At 64.6% G+C, this 15,874-nt stretch carries 12 protein-coding genes and 1 riboswitch; of the genes, 4 read left to right on the forward strand and 8 right to left on the reverse strand.

Annotation, left to right across the window (positions count from 1 at the left end):
• Both JHD73_RS21080 and ribB read left to right on the forward strand, forming a co-directional pair.
• On the forward strand, nucleotides 1-535 hold a 535-nt coding region (locus tag JHD73_RS21080; RefSeq protein WP_199032154.1), incomplete at its 5' end, for a M20/M25/M40 family metallo-hydrolase.
• A gap of 102 nt (nucleotides 536-637) precedes the next feature.
• A riboswitch (FMN riboswitch) is annotated at nucleotides 638-800 on the forward strand.
• Between the two features lie 121 nt (nucleotides 801-921).
• The gene (ribB, locus tag JHD73_RS21085; RefSeq protein WP_199032155.1) at nucleotides 922-1,647 is read left to right on the forward strand and encodes a 3,4-dihydroxy-2-butanone-4-phosphate synthase; all 726 of its coding nucleotides are present in this window, start codon (nucleotides 922-924) and stop codon (nucleotides 1,645-1,647) included.
• 35 nt (nucleotides 1,648-1,682) lie between these two features.
• Here ribB and JHD73_RS21090 read toward each other — a convergent pair whose 3' ends face one another.
• The 5 genes from JHD73_RS21090 to JHD73_RS21110 form a co-directional block, all read right to left on the reverse strand.
• The gene (locus JHD73_RS21090) at nucleotides 1,683-2,309 is read right to left on the reverse strand and encodes a bifunctional 4-hydroxy-2-oxoglutarate aldolase/2-dehydro-3-deoxy-phosphogluconate aldolase (protein WP_199032156.1); all 627 of its coding nucleotides are present in this window, start codon (nucleotides 2,307-2,309) and stop codon (nucleotides 1,683-1,685) included.
• Nucleotides 2,310-2,344: 35 nt separating this feature from the next.
• A complete protein-coding gene (locus tag JHD73_RS21095; protein WP_199032157.1) occupies nucleotides 2,345-3,697 on the reverse strand; it encodes a gluconate:H+ symporter in 1,353 nt (450 codons plus the stop codon).
• A 91-nt stretch (nucleotides 3,698-3,788) separates the two neighbouring features.
• Entirely contained in the window at nucleotides 3,789-4,175 is a 387-nt protein-coding gene (locus JHD73_RS21100) for a RidA family protein (RefSeq protein ID WP_009240594.1), read from the reverse strand.
• A gap of 35 nt (nucleotides 4,176-4,210) precedes the next feature.
• Entirely contained in the window at nucleotides 4,211-5,695 is a 1,485-nt protein-coding gene (locus JHD73_RS21105) for a D-aminoacylase (protein WP_199032158.1), read from the reverse strand.
• A gap of 13 nt (nucleotides 5,696-5,708) precedes the next feature.
• Complete coding sequence (locus JHD73_RS21110; protein ID WP_199032164.1) at nucleotides 5,709-6,578, reverse strand: MurR/RpiR family transcriptional regulator; 870 nt, start codon at nucleotides 6,576-6,578, stop codon at nucleotides 5,709-5,711.
• A 151-nt stretch (nucleotides 6,579-6,729) separates the two neighbouring features.
• On the opposite strand from JHD73_RS21110, the gene JHD73_RS21115 reads away from it, so the two are divergent.
• Entirely contained in the window at nucleotides 6,730-8,007 is a 1,278-nt protein-coding gene (locus tag JHD73_RS21115) for an amino acid deaminase (RefSeq protein ID WP_199032159.1), read from the forward strand.
• Between the two features lie 11 nt (nucleotides 8,008-8,018).
• Entirely contained in the window at nucleotides 8,019-8,945 is a 927-nt protein-coding gene (locus tag JHD73_RS21120; RefSeq protein WP_199032160.1) for a sugar kinase, read from the forward strand.
• Between the two features lie 330 nt (nucleotides 8,946-9,275).
• On the opposite strand, the gene JHD73_RS21125 is transcribed toward JHD73_RS21120, so the two are convergent.
• The 3 genes from JHD73_RS21125 to JHD73_RS21135 all read right to left on the reverse strand — a co-directional run bounded on the left by JHD73_RS21125 (nucleotide 9,276) and on the right by JHD73_RS21135 (nucleotide 15,547).
• The gene (locus JHD73_RS21125; protein ID WP_199032161.1) at nucleotides 9,276-11,717 is read right to left on the reverse strand and encodes a penicillin acylase family protein; all 2,442 of its coding nucleotides are present in this window, start codon (nucleotides 11,715-11,717) and stop codon (nucleotides 9,276-9,278) included.
• Between the two features lie 289 nt (nucleotides 11,718-12,006).
• Nucleotides 12,007-14,109, reverse strand: a complete 2,103-nt coding sequence (locus tag JHD73_RS21130) for an ATP-binding protein (RefSeq protein WP_199032162.1) — start codon at nucleotides 14,107-14,109, stop codon at nucleotides 12,007-12,009.
• A gap of 136 nt (nucleotides 14,110-14,245) precedes the next feature.
• On the reverse strand, nucleotides 14,246-15,547 hold the full coding sequence (locus JHD73_RS21135; protein ID WP_199032163.1) for an MFS transporter: 1,302 nt from the start codon (nucleotides 15,545-15,547) through the stop codon (nucleotides 14,246-14,248).
• Nucleotides 15,548-15,874 lie beyond the last annotated feature (327 nt).

The raw sequence follows: 15,874 nt of genomic DNA on the forward strand, positions 1-15,874 counted from the left end.
GCGCTTTCGCCGCGACGCACTGTTCGCAGCGGCTGAGATGGCGACTTCGCTGGAAGCGCTGGTCGATGATTTTGCGCCACGCGGTCTGGCCACGGTTGGCGAGATCGGCATCCTCAATGCCTCCCGCAACACCATTGCCGCTGATCTGGCCTTCACGGTGGACCTGCGCCACCACGAAGAAGCCCGCATCGCAGAAATGGAAACCGCGCTGCGTGAGCGCTTTACTGAGATTGCCGAACGTCGTGGCCTGACGGTGCAGATCGACCAGCATTGGGTGAGTCCCGCCACGCCGTTCGATGCCGACTGCGTGAAGGCCGTGGCCGATGCGGTGGCGGCGCTCGACTACCCGCACCAGCGCATCGTGAGCGGCGCGGGGCATGACGCCATCCACATCGCCAAGCATTGTCCGACGGCGATGATCTTCATCCCGTGCGTCAACGGCCTGAGCCACAACGAGGCCGAAGACGCGCTGCCCGAAGATGTCACGCGCGGCGCCGATGTGCTGCTGCATGCCGTGCTGGCGCGGGCGAAGTAAAAGTCTCGCCGCTTCCGCCATCCTTGTCCGACCCATCAGTAGGGTCGATGCATTGCAACTTGTTGCGGTAGCATGGCGCCTGCCGACACTTTTGTCGGTTTAGTACGTCTTCAGGGCGGGGTGGAATTCCCCACCGGCGGTATGCGGGCAAGGTGTTTGCGCCCGTGAGCCCGCGAGCGCCCGGTATGCGCTGCGCATATCGGGGTCAGCAGATCCGGTGAGATGCCGGGGCCGACGGTCAGAGTCCGGATGGAAGAAGATGTGCGGAACAACACGCTCCCGCGGTAGGGGCGCGCTCGGGCTTTGCCGAGTGCGGCCGCTGCACGGGCGTGTTTGTCTGCTTGCCCTGGAACGTCTTGTCGCCAATCTCAGCGAGGAGCGTTTCCATGTTGTCTACTCAGCAATCCCCTGTGGTCCACCCGCCCGCATTGCCTACCAGCAATGTGATGCTTGACGCCATCGACGCGCGTTTCGATCCGGCCGACATGCCTGCGCGCATGGCTGCTGCGCTCGATGCCGTGCGGCTTGGCGTGCCCGTCGTCGTGCTCGATGATGCCGACCGCGAGAACGAGGCCGATCTGATCGTTGCCGCAGACAAGCTCACGCAGGCCAGCATGGCCATGCTGATTCGCGAATGCAGCGGCATCGTCTGCCTGTGCCTGACGGCGGAGAAGAGCGCATCGCTCGGCCTGCGCCCGATGGTGGAAGACAACCGCAGCCAGTACGGTACGGCGTTCACCGTGTCGATCGAGGCACGCACAGGCGTGAGCACTGGCGTGTCGGCGGCGGACCGCATCACGACCATCCGTGCAGCGATTGCGCCGGACGCCGATACGCAATCCGTCGTCAGCCCCGGGCATGTGTTCCCGCTGGTGGCGAAGGAGGGTGGGGTGCTCACGCGGCGCGGCCATACCGAAGGCTCGGTCGACCTTGCGCGTCTGGCGGGCTTGCCGCCGGCTGCGGTGCTATGCGAACTGATGCTGCCCGACGGCACCATGGCGCGCCGTGATGACGCGGTGCGCTTTGCCGATCAGCACAACCTGCCGGTGCTGACCATCGAAGACATCGTCCGATATCGGGAGCAGATGGAGCGCGCGGTCAGCTTTGCCTGACGCAATAGCCGGCCGCGCTAGAGAGGTGACGTTGACTACCGCTTGAGCGCGGCTGCTTCCTTGGCGAGCGCCGTGATGCCTGACCAGTCGCTGGCAGCGACCTTGTCCTTGGGTACCATCCACGAGCCGCCCACACACACTACGTTGGGCAGTGCGAGGTAATCGGGCGCGCTCTTGGGCGTAATGCCGCCGGTCGGGCAGAAGCGCACGTCACCGAACGGGCCGTGGATCGACTTGAGCATCGGGATGCCGCCTGCCGCCTCGGCCGGGAAGAACTTCAGCGTGGTCAGGCCGAACTCCAGCGCCAGGATCAGCTCGGACGGTGTCGCAATGCCCGGCAGCCAGTCGAGGCCGGACTTGGCCTGCGCGGCTGCCAGCGCGGGCGTGATACCCGGCGATACAGCAAACACAGCGCCGGCCTCTTTCGCTTGCGCAAAGTGCTCCGGCCGCGTGAGTGTGCCAGCGCCAACGATGGCATCGCTGCCCAGGTCCTTGGCAACCGCGCTGATCACATCCAGCGCTACCGGCGTGCGCATCGTGATCTCGAACGTGCGGATACCGCCCTCGTACAGCGCGCGGCACACCTTGACGCCTTCATCGACGGATTGGAACTGCAGCACCGGAATGACCGGGCCGGCCAGGACGACGGAATCGATACCCACAACGTTCTCCTAGTTCAACGACACAACTAACAAGCTTAGACGACGGTCGACAGCGCCAGAGTCAACAGCAGCGCCACGATCGAGATGATGGTTTCCAGCACAGTCCACGTCTTGAAGGTTTGCGGCACGGTCAGGTTGAAGTACTCCTTCACCAGCCAGAAACCGCCGTCATTCACGTGTGACAGGATCAGCGAACCGGCGCCGGTGGCGAGCACCATCAGCTCTGGCCGGACGGCCGCGCCAGAAGCTGCAGCGATCGGGGCGACGATACCGCAGGCGGTGGTCATGGCCACGGTGGCCGAACCGGTGGCAATACGGATCATCACGGCCACCACCCAACCCAGCAGCAGCGGCGAGAGGCTGGCGTCCATCGCCACACCCACGATCGCCTTCGACACGCCCGAGTCACGCAGGATCTGGCCGAAGCCGCCGCCCGCACCCACCACCAGCGTGATCGTGGCAATTGGCGCCAGACACTCGTTGGTGAACTTGAGGATGGTTTCGCGATTGAAGCCGCGTGCCTTGCCGAAGGTGTAGAAGCTCACGATCGCGGCAATCAGCAGCGCCATGACCGAGTTGCCGGCCAGCTTCAGGATGTCGTTCGCAAGCGTCTTGGGCGCGGCAATCAGATCTGCCCAGCTGCCGATCAGCATCAGCACCACCGGCAGCAGGATCGTGAACAGCGTGATGCCAAAGCCCGGCAGTTCGCGTTTCTGATCAGATTCAACAAACTGCGCGGCCAGCGGGTTGTTCTCATCCGGCTTGACGTAGCGCGAGACCAGCATGGCCCACACCGGACCCGCCAGGATGGCGGTCGGCAGGCCGACGATCAGCGCGTACAGGATGGTCTTGCCGATGTCTGCCTGGTAGGCGGTCACGGCCAGCAGTGCGGCCGGGTGCGGGGGGATCAGGCCGTGCACCACCGACAGGCCCGCCACCATCGGCAGGCCGACCATCAGGATCGGCGTGCCCGTGCGCTTGGCCACGTTGAAGGCAATCGGAATCAGCAGCACGAAACCGACTTCAAAGAACACCGGCAGACCGATGATGAAGGCCACCACCATCATCGCCCAGTGCGCATTCTTCTCGCCAAAGGCGTTGATAAGCGTCCTGGCGATGCGTTCGGCACCTCCGGATTCCGCCATCATCTTGCCGAGCATGGTCCCTAAGCCCACCACCAGCGCAATGTGGCCAAGCGTGTTGCCCACACCTGTTTCGAACGCCTTGACGATGTTGCCCATCGGCATGCCGACCACCACGCCCAGCGCGAGCGAGACGACGATCAGCGTAACGAACGGGTTCAGTTTCTGGACGGCGATCAGGTAGATCAGCGCGACCACCGCCAGCGCGGCGGTCAGCAATAGCGAGTTGCCTTGCATCGGGACCATCGGGTTTCCTCCTCAGGGATATTCACGGCTCTTGTTGTTAAGACGCCCCGTCGTGCAGGGCGCCCCTTTTGAAATGCGCTTGACTTGCGAGTTACGGCTTCTTGTAGGCCACGCAATCCACTTCGACCTTGCAGTCGATCACCATGCTCGACACGACGCAGGCGCGCGCTGGCGGGTTGGCGCCAAAGTATTCCTTGAACACCTTGTTGAACGACTGGAAGTCACGCGGATCATCCAGCCACACGCCGCAGCGCACGACGTGCTCGGGGCCGTAGCCGGCCTCGGCCAGGATGGCGAGCACGTTCTTGATGGTCTGGTGCGATTGCTCAACAATGCCGTTGCCGACCACCTCGCCGTTCACCATGGGCGTCTGGCCCGAGACGAACAGCCAGCCGTCTGCGCCGGCGGCACGGGCAAAGGGGAGATGCTGGCCACCGGTGCCGGTGCCGCCTTCGACGCCAATTCGGGTAATCGTCATAGCTACGTTCCTTTCTTTCAAACAGGTACAGAAATTCAGTGAAGTTCAGCGGAGGCAACTGCCTGCACGCGCGGCCCGCGCTTGAGGAAGCGCCCGGCGCGGTTCGGCTGCACGGTGCCCTCGCGGTACGACAGGTGGCCGTTGACCCAAACCGCCGCAATGCCGGCCGCCGGTTGCTGCGGGTCGGTAAAGGTAGCGACATCGCGTACGGTTTCGGGGTCGAACAGCACGAGGTCTGCCCAATAGCCTTCGCGCACGAGGCCGCGTTCGGTCAGGCCGAAGCGCTCAGCGGACTGACCCGTCATCTTGCGGATGGCGGCCGAGAGGGAGAGCAGCTTGCGCTCGCGGCTGTAGTAGCCGAGCACGCGCGGGAAGGCGCCCCACAGGCGCGGATGCGGCTTCGGATCATTCGGCAGACCGTCGGAGCCGATCACCGTGGCGGGGTGCGTGATGATGCGATCCAGGTCTTGCGGCGACATGTTGTGGTAAACGGCACCCGCCGGCTGCAGGCGGCGGGCGGCGTCCATTAGGTCCGTGCCCCAGGCGGCGGCAATCTCCTTGAGCATCTGCCCGGCCATGCCAGGATGTGGCTCCGACCAGGTGATGAAGATGTCGAATTCATCCGTCACCTGTTTTAGGTCGAGCGTGGATGAACTGGCCGTGTACGGATAACAATCGCAGCCCACCGGCTGATAGCGCTGCGCGCCTTCGATCGATTCCAGCACCTCACCTGCGCGGCCCCAGTTGGCGGCGCCCGCGCACTTCAAGTGCGAGATCACGATGGGCACGCGCGCATGCTTGCCGATGCGGTAGGCCTCGTCCATCGCGTCGAGGATGGCCGCAAACTCCGTGCGCAGGTGCGTGGTGTAGATGGCGCCGGCTTCGGCCAGCGGTTCGGCCAGGCCCATGACCTCTTCGGTCGTCGACGCAAACGCGTTGGCATAGGCCAAGCCTGTGGACAGACCCAGCGCACCGTTGTCGAGCGCCTCGCGCAGTTGCGTGCGCATGCCTTCGACTTCATCGGCGGTGGCGGGGCGGTCTAGGCGGTCCAGATGGTTGTTGCGCAGCGCAGTGTGGCCGATCAGCGCGGCCACGTTGACTGCTGGTTGCGCGCGCTCCACGGCTTCCACATACGACGCAAACGTCGGATACGCAAACGCGCTGGCGGGCCCGAGCAGATTCATCGGGTCCGGCGGGTCGCCCTTGAGCGTGGCCGGCGATGCGCTGATGCCGCAGTTGCCGACGATGACCGTGGTGATGCCCTGCGACACCTTGCATAGCATGTCAGGTGTACGGATCACGTTGGTGTCGTCGTGCGTGTGCACGTCGATGAAGCCAGGGGCGAGCACGCGGCCTTCGCCGGCGATTTCCTTGTCGCCCAGCCACGCGGTGGAATCCGACGTGGCGATGGCAGCAATGCGTCCATCGATGATGGCTACGTCAAACAGCGTGGCCTCGGGTTCGTGGCCGCTGCCGTCGACGATGCGGACCTGGCGGATGACGCTGTCGTATTGTTCCATGTACTGCTCCTGCTCAGTCTCCGAGCGGCTGGCGATTGCCGCCGCCGCGATGCGCATCGAGCACGTACTTGATGCGCCGTAAGAGCTCCTTGCTGCGATCGGCCTGCTGCAGTGCGACCTCGGTCGCCAGCAGGTCGATCATCATCATCATGGCGTAGCGCGATGACGACGGCTTGAAGATGAAATCGGTCTCCATGGACTGGATCGGCAGCAAGACATCGGCCAGCGCCGCCACGGGTGAACCGATGGCCGTGATGGCAACGATCTTGGCGCCGTACTCGCGCGCGATGGTCACGCTGTCGATCACCTCCGGCACGTGGCCAGTCACGGAGAACACGACCACCACGTCGTCCGGGCTGAGCGTGGCCGCAACCATCCGCTGCAGCATCGAATCATGATAGGTGGTGACTGGCCGTCCCAGGCGGGCAAGGCGGTAGCGCATCTCGTCGGCCATGGTGGTCGAGCCGCCGCCCATGCCGAACACCGCGACCATGCGCGCCTTTGCCAGGGCCTCGCCAGCGCTGCGGAACGCCTCCGGCCGCACCAGGGCGCGGTTGGCTTCCAGCACGTTGGTGATGTCGGCCAGGATGCCGTCTGCGCTGGAAGGCGGGCGGTCTGCGCCGCCATCCAGAAAGCGCTGGCCGACTGCGGCTGCCTGCGCTAGCTTGAGTTTGAGTTCGCGCACGTCGCGGCAACCCATCGCTTTGGCGAATCGGGTGACGCTGGCTTCGCTTACGCCGGCGCGTTCGGCCAGCGTCTGGATGCTGCCGGCAGCCGCTTCGGCAATGTCACCCAGCACCGTCTGCGCGACCTTCTGCTCAGCGGGGCGCAACTCGGCGGCACGCTGAGAGATTCGGGTGACGATGTCCATCGGTTCGCGCATTGGTTCAAGCATGCAGGGCTCCCGGTAGTTGTCCGGATAGCAGCAAACGGAGTGCTTTGGTACTTTGTAACAGGCTGGCCCGGAGAATAATTTCGCCGCTATCATTGTGTCAACCCGATGTTTACCCCCAAAGGAACGCGAGTCGATTCCCATGAGTGATACAAAGTACCAAGGAGACGCCAACGCCGTCGTCAACCCGCTCGATAAGGGTCTGGGTGCGTTGGAAACCGCTTGTGCGCCGGAGCAGATCGCTGCGCAGCGCTGGAACGTATTGAGCGAAGACCTGAACCTGCCGGTGGCGGTGCTCTCGCAGTCGCGCCTGGAGCACAACCTGGCCTGGATGCAGCGTTTCGTGGGTGAATACGGTGTCAAGCTGGCGCCGCACGGCAAGACAACGATGGCGCCGCGCCTGTTCCAGCGCCAACTGGCGGGCGGCGCGTGGGGCATCACGCTGGCAACGGCGCACCAGACGCGCGTTGCCTACGCGCATGGCGTGCGCCGCGTGCTGATGGCCAACCAGCTGATCGGCAAGCGCAACATGGCGATCCTGGCTGAGCTGCTGGCCGATCCGTCGTTCGAATTCTTCTGTCTGGTGGATGCAGCCGATCAAGTGGATCAGCTCGCCGCTTTCTTTGGCAAGGCGGGCCGCCCGATCCAGGTGTTGATCGAACTGGGCGTGCAGGGCGGTCGTACCGGTGTGCGCGATGAGGCGCAACTGCAATCGGTGCTCGATGCACTCACGCATGCCAATGGCGCTGTCAAGCTGGCGGGCGTGGAAGTGTACGAAGGCGTGATCAAGGAAGAGGCTGACATCCGTGCCTTCCTGCAGCGCGCTGTGAAGGTGATTGGTGATCTGGCCAAGGCCGGCCGCCTGCAACGCACGCCAGCGGTGCTGACCGGTGCCGGTTCGGCCTGGTATGACGTGGTGGCCGAGGAATTTGCCAAGACCGATATCGGCCAGCCGCTGGATGTGGTGCTGCGCCCCGGCTGCTATCTGACGCACGACGTCGGCATCTACAAGGCCGCGCAGGCGCGTATCGACGCCAACAACCCGATCGCGCACAAGATGCGCTCCAGCCTGCTGCCCGCGCTGCAACTGTGGGCTTACGTGCAATCGGTGCCGGAAGGCGAGCGCGCCATCGTGGCGCTCGGCAAGCGTGATGCCGCATTCGATGCCGGTCTGCCGCTGCCGGTGCTGCATTTCCGCCCGGGTGACAATGCACCGTCAGCCACGCCCGCGCATTGGGAAGTGACCGGCATGATGGATCAGCACGCCTACCTGAAGATCGCCCCCGGCGACGACATCAAGGTCGGCGACATGATCGCCTTCGACATCTCACACCCTTGCCTGACGTTCGACAAGTGGCGCCAGATCCCGGTCATCGACGATACGTACAACGTCGTTGACGTGGTGCAGACGTACTTCTGAGCGGGGCGCGCATGGCAGACATCCTCGCCTATGGCGAAGCGCTGATCGAGTTCAACCAGGCGGATTCCGGCAGCACGTCGTGGAACTTCGGTTTCGGCGGCGATACGTCCAATTTCTGCATTGCCGCGGCGCGGCAGGGCGCACGCACCGGCTACATCAGTGCAGTGGGCGGTGACCGCTTTGGTCAGGCGCTGCGTGCGCTGTGGCAAGCGGAGGGCGTTGATCACACCTACGTGTATACCGATGCGCAGGCGCCCACGGGCCTGTACTTCGTCTCGCACGATGCGCGCGGCCACCACTTCGATTACCTGCGTGCAGGCTCCGCCGCCAGCCGTTTCCAGACGGCGAATCTGCCGCTGCAGGCGATTGCGGCGGCCAAGGCGTTCCACCTGTCGGGGATCAGCCTGGCGATCAGCGATACGGCTTGCGATGCTGGTCTGGCAGCGATGTCGCACGCGCGGGCGTCGGGCGTGCTGGTGTCGTTCGATACCAATCTGCGCTTGCGCCTGTGGCCGCTGGCCCGTGCCCGTGCGGTGATGCGCGAGGCCATGCGCACGTGCGACCTGTGCCTGCCAAGCTGGGATGACGTGACTGTGCTGCTCGACTGTCATGACCGTGATGGCATCGTCGATACGCTGCTTGGCTGGGGTGTCAAGCTGGTGGCGCTCAAGATGGGCGCGGAAGGCTGCTATGTGGCGACGCCCGAGTCGCGCACGCTGGTGCCGCGGCATACGGTTGATGCCATTGATGCGACTGGAGCGGGGGATTGCTTTGGTGGCTCGTTTGTTGCGCGCATCGTGGCGGGGGATTCGCCGATTGAGGCGGCACGTTATGCCAATGTGGCTGCGGCTATTTCGACTACGGGTTACAGCGCTGTTGCGCCGATTCCGCGTGCGGATGCTGTGCGTGCGGCGTTGGCTTTGGGGCAGGCTGCTTAGGTTGACGTTGGTGGTGCGCTGGTGTTTCGTCCCCTGGCGGGGCCGACTCACTTTCTTTGTCTTGCCAAAGAAAGTAAGCAAAGAAAGGCGCGCCCGATGCGGCGACTTCCCCTTGAATTTGTGTGGCCGGGCGGAGAAGGAGGCAAACTCGCTTCGCTCAAACAGGCCTCCTTCTTTTTTCCGCCCGCTCACAAAAATTCAAGGCGCCGCATAGGGCAGGGTACGGCCAAACCACCTGTATGCATGTGCTGGTGCCAAGGCGTGCTCTGTCGGCCAAAGCAAAAACGCCACCGCGTTGTACAGCGGTGGCGTTTTTGTTTGTGCGGCTTCTTACTTTGCCGGCACCAGATGCACACGTGACTCCGTGGCTGCCTCTACTGCCTTGCGCGAATACAGCAGCGGGAAGTATGCGCCCTTGAGCCACATCGGCGCGAGGTCGCGGTAGTGCGGGCTGTCGGGGTTGCCGGATTGGCCGGGCAGGTTGACGGCGCGTGAGTTGTCCCAGTTGCCAACATCCACGACCGTGCGGAACGACGGTCCGTTGGTCTGCAGGAAATCGTTCGCGCGGTACGTCGACTGGTTCGGCGTGTAGGCGCTGCCGCCTTCTGGTGTCGGGCCAACGTTGAGCTTGGCGCGCGTGGCCTCGTCGACGATGGCCGCAAACGGGTGCGCGTTCAGGTTGTGATGCAGTGCGCCCCAATTCCACGCCTGTGGGTTCGGGCCCTGGCGCTTGACCATGTCGGCCCAGGCGTCCTTCAGGCTGGCGAGCAGCACGGCGTCACGCTTGGCAGCGGCCTGTTGTGGGTCTTCACCGAATTTGTGTTCGCTGCCTTGCGGGTGTTCCAGCGTGTCGAGCATCACTGCCGTATCGGGGGCGCCCATGGCATCGGCGCCTGCCTTGGTCAATACCGCATTCTTGAACGCGCGGCCCAGGTGGTGCGTGAACCAGACCTCATGCAGCGCAGCCTGTGGAGAGTCCGCCAACATGGTCGCGTTCCAGCCCTTGAAGAGGTTGAGCGCGGCCTGTGTGTCGGCATCGTTGGACGACAGGGGGCTAAGCAGCGTCATCAGCCGGCGCGCGGGAATCGACACCATGTCATTCTGCAAGCGCATCGAATCTTCAATCGATACCTTGTCGAGCTTGGCCAGGACTTCATCAATGCGTGCGTGGCGCGAGCCGTTGGTCCACTCGAAGCCAAGCTTGCGTTCGCGGTACGGATAGTCGGCCGGCAGGTTCATCTCGTTGGACGAGGTGAAGTAGCCCGACTTCGGGTTGTAGGTGCTGGGCAGTTGGTCGCCGCGCCAGAAGCCGGCCCATTCATAGCGGCCATCGCCGGGCACGGGCAGCAGGCCATCCCAGTTCGGGCGGATGGGGGCGAGGCCGCCGGGTACCCATCCGATGTTGCCCTTCGTATCGGCATAGACCTGGTTCTCGGTGGGCGCGCCCCAGTTCAGCATCGATTGCTTGAACTGCGCGAACGTGCGCGCACGCATGTAGCCGACCGAGCCGAAGTAGGGTGACATCCCCGGCGAGAGCCATGCCGAACGCACGGCATACGCCCGGTGCTTCTCGGCATCGACGTAGATGACGGGGCCGTGGCGCGTGAAGGTGAGGTCGATGGCGCGGGGCTCAACGCCGCGCACCTTCACGGTTTCGTGCAGCACCTTGAAGGGTTCCCAGCCGCCGTTGTAGCGATACTCGCTGTTGTTGGCCGGGTTCAACTCGTAGACGTAGAGGTCTTCCTGGTCGATGTTGAAGATGGTCAGGCCAAAGGCGACGTGCCCGTTATGGCCGATCGACACGGCTGGCAGCGACGGCTCGCCCGCGCCGATGATGTCGAGCGTGGGCGTGCTGACGTGGGCGATGTAGCGCAGGCTCGGCGCGGAGTAGGCGCGGTGCGGGTCGTTGGCCATCACGGCGCGGCCGGTGGTGGATTTGCCTGGCGAGATCACCCAGTTGTTGCTGCCCTCCATGGTCTCTTCGAGGTTGGTGGCAGCGGCCACGCGCGTGCTGTCGATGTCGACGCCCTTCAGCGATTCCGGTGTGAGTTTCACGCCTTGCGTGGCAAGCGAGAAGACCTTGAGCAGATCCTTCGGCAGGCAAGGGTCCAGGCCCTCTGGCAACTGGGTTTGCCATGCGGGTTGCAGGCCGAAGCGGATGGTGTCGTCGGCCAGGCTGGCCTTGCAGGCCACGTTGGCGCGCGCCACCTCCGATTGCAGGTTGCGCGTGAGGCCGTGGCTGCGGATGCGCACCACGTCTTCCGGGGTCCAGTGCGCAGGCGTGTAGTTCAGCTTGCGGAACTCGAACGGCATCTGCTCCGGGTGCTTGGCCAGCCAATCGACATAGGCGTTGATGCCGGCAACGAAGCGCGTGGCGATGCGCTGCGCATCGGGGCTGTAGTGGTTCCATTCGACCTGCATGTCCCCGCGATAGAGGAACAGCCGCGCGGCGCGATCCTGTTCCACATAGGCGGGGCCGAACACTTCGGAGAGCTGCCCCAGGCCGCGGCGGCGCCAGAGGTCGATCTGGAACAGGCGGTCGCGCGCGGCATTGAAGCCTTGCGCGAAGAAGCCGTCGTCTTCGCTCTTGGCATAGATGTGCGGCACGCCCCAATGGTCGATCAGGATGTCGGCGGGTTTGGACAGGCCGGGCACGGCGATGGTCTGCGCGGCGGCTGAGTTGGCCGGTTTGGCCGTGTCCTTGGCGATAGCCTGTGCAGACATGCCGAGCGCAATGGCAGACAACACAACGGGAAGTGAACGGATGGGCATGGCGATGCAGTCTCCTCTCTGAGCCCGGAATGCCAATGCAACCCGAGATGGGGGGCAGGATTCAGGCGTTCTTATGGGTACAACAGACAGCCGCGCGACGGACGAATGGCGAGCTGATGGGAAGGGCGAGCTGGCCGATCAGTGAAACTGGGTGGGAACTGCTAGGGGAGAGATGCCCACCGATCGGCGCAGACCCCCAGTATGCGGATGTGCTCACACTCGCGCCAATGACTTTTGTTCGATCAACCATTCCGTCAAGGCATGGTTGCGCGCAGGTCAGGCCAGTCGGCTAAACCAAGGTCTGCGGGCCGCTCTTACGACGCACGTTGGCGGCCAGCACGTGACCCAGCTCCCCGGGGAAGATCGGCTTGGTGATGACGGATTGGTAGCCGGCCTCCTTGGCCGCTTTCAACCGGATCGGGTCAGCAAATGCGGTGACGGCGATGGCGGGCAGGTCGCTCATGCTGATGCCGTTGACACATAAGGCACGTACCGCACGCACAAGCTCCAACCCGTCCATGCCGGGCATGGCCAGATCGCTGACCAGCGCGTCAAAGGGGGCGTCTGCGGGGGACTGCTCCAGCGCATCAAGTGCCGCTGCGCCATTGGATACGGTAACGACCTCGGCGCCGTAGCGCTCGAGCATCAGCGCAATCACGCCGAGCGATTCGGGGTTGTCGTCCACGGCCAGCACGCGCATGCCGTCCAGCGCCGGGGCCGACGTGCCGGAGACGAAGCCGGGCATGCGCCCAGTCTGTTCGTCCGGCTGCGTGGCATGCAGTGGCAGCGTGACGGCCATCGTGGTGCCGTGATTGGCACCGCTGCTGGCGGCTGTAATGCGCCCGTGATGCAGCTCGACCAGTTGCTTGGCGATCGCCAGCCCCAGCCCCAGACCACCGTGGCGCCGCGTGTTGGACAGGTCTGCCTGCTGAAAGCGGTCGAAGATATGCGGCAGGAACGCGGGTTCAATGCCGATGCCGGTATCGCGCACCGTCGCTACCACGCCTTCTGGTGCCGGGTGTACCGATAACCGGACGTGTCCACCTTCGGGCGTGAACTTGACGGCGTTGGCCAGCAGGTTCCAGAACACCTGCTTCAGGCGCCCCGCATCGCCTTGCAGCATGGGCACGGGCAGGTATTCCGTGTCGATGCTGATCTGTTTCTGGCGCGCCATCGGCTCGATGGTTTCGCGCGCACGTTCCAGCACGTCGGCCAGATCGACTTCTCCAATTTCCAGCGGCACCTTGCCCGACAGGATGGCAGACATATCGAGCAGATCGTCGATCAGGTGGACCTGCGTGCGGGCGCTGCGCTCGATGGCTGCAAGCCCGCGCTTGAACATGGCTTCGTCATACGCACGCATGTTCAGCAACTGCGCCCAGCCCAGCACGGCATTGAGCGGCGTGCGCAGTTCGTGGCTGACAGTGGCAAGGAAGTCGTCTTTCAGGCGGCTGGCGCGTTCGGCTTCCGCACGCGCACGCGATTCGGCTTCGAGCAGCTGCGCGCGGCGGGTTTCGGCCTGGCGGCGTTCGCTGATGTCGATCACGGCGTTGGTCAGGCCGATGATCTCCCCCGTGTCATCGCGCAGGGGCATGACCACCACGTCGTAGACCACGCGCTGGGTGTGCCGGCGGCGGAAAGCGAATTCCACTCGCGTGGGCGTACCGCTGGCAATGACGCGCTGGCCGGCTTCTGTCAGGCGTGCGGCGGCACGTCGGCCGAACACTTCGCGCACGGTGCGTCCCATCAGTTGCTCAGGTTGCAGACCGAACACGGGGTTGTGCACCCAGGTGAAGTGCATCGTGTTGTCGACGTCGTAGAGTGAGATGGGCGAGGCCTGCAGTGCTGCCAGCAGGCGCTGTTGCGACACGCGTTGGAGCGTTTCGGCGCGGGCGCGGCGTTCGGCGCCGGCACGCGCCCGACGCAACTGTTCGCACAGCAGGCAGATCAGCAGCGCGCCCGCAGCAAACACGCTCAACTGCACAGGCGTGAGGTTGATGGGCGGCACCGCTTGCAGCTCGACCAATCCGGCAAACAGCAACGCATACGTGGTAATGGCCGCGATGCCTGGCCAGAAGCCGCCGTACCAGGCGGCAATCGTCACCACCGGAAACGCCAAATAAAATGGTAGGCGAATGCCCATGGCCGATTCCAGCATCAGCCGCCCTAACGTGCCCACCGCGGCCGCGCCAATCGCCACCAGCCAGGCAGATGGCCGGATCGCCGGCGCGGCGCGCAGCCCGCTACCGCTGAACGGCCCAGGATCGGCGATCCGCTCGGCCGGCCTGGATGGGCGTGCGGGGCGTGCAAGGTGCCCGGAGCGCGCAGCGCGCGCATCCAGAGGGCGAGAGGGGGAGTGCAGGATGAACTTCACGATCGGGCGCAGCGGCATCGGGCGGCCAAAGGTGACTCAGCATATGAACTGGCCGCCGCTGATGCCATCGGGGTTTCGCTGACATGCCTGCCAGAGGGTGGCCGATTTAGCACTCGATTTCTGCCCGGGCCAGTATTGGCGCGGGTGTGCAGCCTTATCCCCCTGAAGAGGGGGGCGCCGGGTGTGCGGGGTGCGGGTCGCGTAGGCGGTCTCGATTCGTCAGGTCGGGAAACAGGCGCATCCAGACCGCCACCACCAGCAGCGTGCCGATTGCGCCCATCACCACCGAGGGGACCGGCCCCAGCAGCCCAGCCACCATGCCCGACTCGAACTCGCCCAACTGGTTGGACGCACCCACAAAGACCGAGTTGACCGCACTCACGCGCCCGCGCATCGCATCGGGCGTATCGAGTTGCACCAGCGAGGTCCGGATCACCACGCTGATCATGTCCGACGCGCCCAGCACCACAAGCGCCAGCATCGACAGCGGCAGCCAGCGCGAAATTCCGAACACCAGTGTTGCCAGCCCAAAGACCGCCACGGCAGTAAACATCACCCTGCCCACGCGCCGCTCCAGCGGCCGATGCGCGAGAAAGAGCGCCATACCGAGTGCGCCCACTGCCGGCGCAGAGCGCAGCAGCCCCAGCCCCCACGCCTGCGTGCCCAGGATATCGCGCGCATAGATCGGCAGCAGCGCCGTTGCGCCGCCCAGCAGCACCGCGAACAGGTCGAGCGAGATGGCGCCCAGTACCACCGGTCGCCCCTTGATGAAAGCGATGCCTGCGAACAGCGACTGCAGACTCACCGGCGTGCTGACCGGCACCACGCGCTCCATGCGCACAAACGCCAGCAGGACATGCGCAAGCAGAAAGAGCCCGGCTGCCGTGGCATACACCACCGGCGCGCCGGCCACATAGAGGAAGCCACCCAGCGCCGGCCCCAGGATGACACCGGTTTGTCCGGCCGAACTGGACAACGCCACGGCGCGTGGCAGTGCTTGCGGCGGCACCAGCGATGGCAGCAACGCCTGCAATGTCGGTGTCTCGAACGCGCGCATTGCGCCGATCACGACCACGCACAGGAAGATCGACTGCACGCCGGCGTGCCCGTTGAACGCCATGATCGACAGCGTAATGGCTACCAGTGCCTCGATGGCCTGGCATGCACGCACCACGCGGCGCCGGTCGTAGCGATCGGCGATATGACCTGAGGCCAACACCAGCACTACCGAGGGCAGGAACTGGGCAAGGCCCACCAGTCCGAGCACATAGGCGCTGCGTGTGAGGTCGTAGATCTGCCAGCCGACCGCCACACCGAACATCTGGTAGGCGAAGGTGGTGGACAGCCTCGTGAACCAGAACAGCCGGAAGGCAGGATAGGAGAAGGGCGCGTGCGACAGCGCTGTCGCTGATGGGGCAGGCGCGGAAGACGAGGGGAGGCCGGCGTCGCCAGACACGGTGAATGCGCGCCGGAAACCGGCGATCTGCAAAAGTGATGAACGGGATGCCCGCCATCGTAACGGATCTCGGCCGCCAGTGTCCGGCCGCGCGGGCGCTGGATTGGCGAAACGGCCGGCCAACCATTACAGGCGCTTTCACCATGACCGGCGCCAGCCAACCAAGGAGCATTTGACTGAACTGCGTGCTCAGATGGTCAGCATGACGCTGAGCAGTTGGCGTGCAACGGCCTTGAAGTCGCCCTGCGGTGAATAGGTGGACAGGGATTTGCCCTGATGTTTGACCGTGACGATGCCGTTGCGGGCCGAGTAGGTGGCCTCGATGCG

Source organism: Ralstonia sp. ASV6, assembly GCF_016429285.1.
GTDB classification, from domain to species: domain Bacteria; phylum Pseudomonadota; class Gammaproteobacteria; order Burkholderiales; family Burkholderiaceae; genus Ralstonia; species Ralstonia flaminis.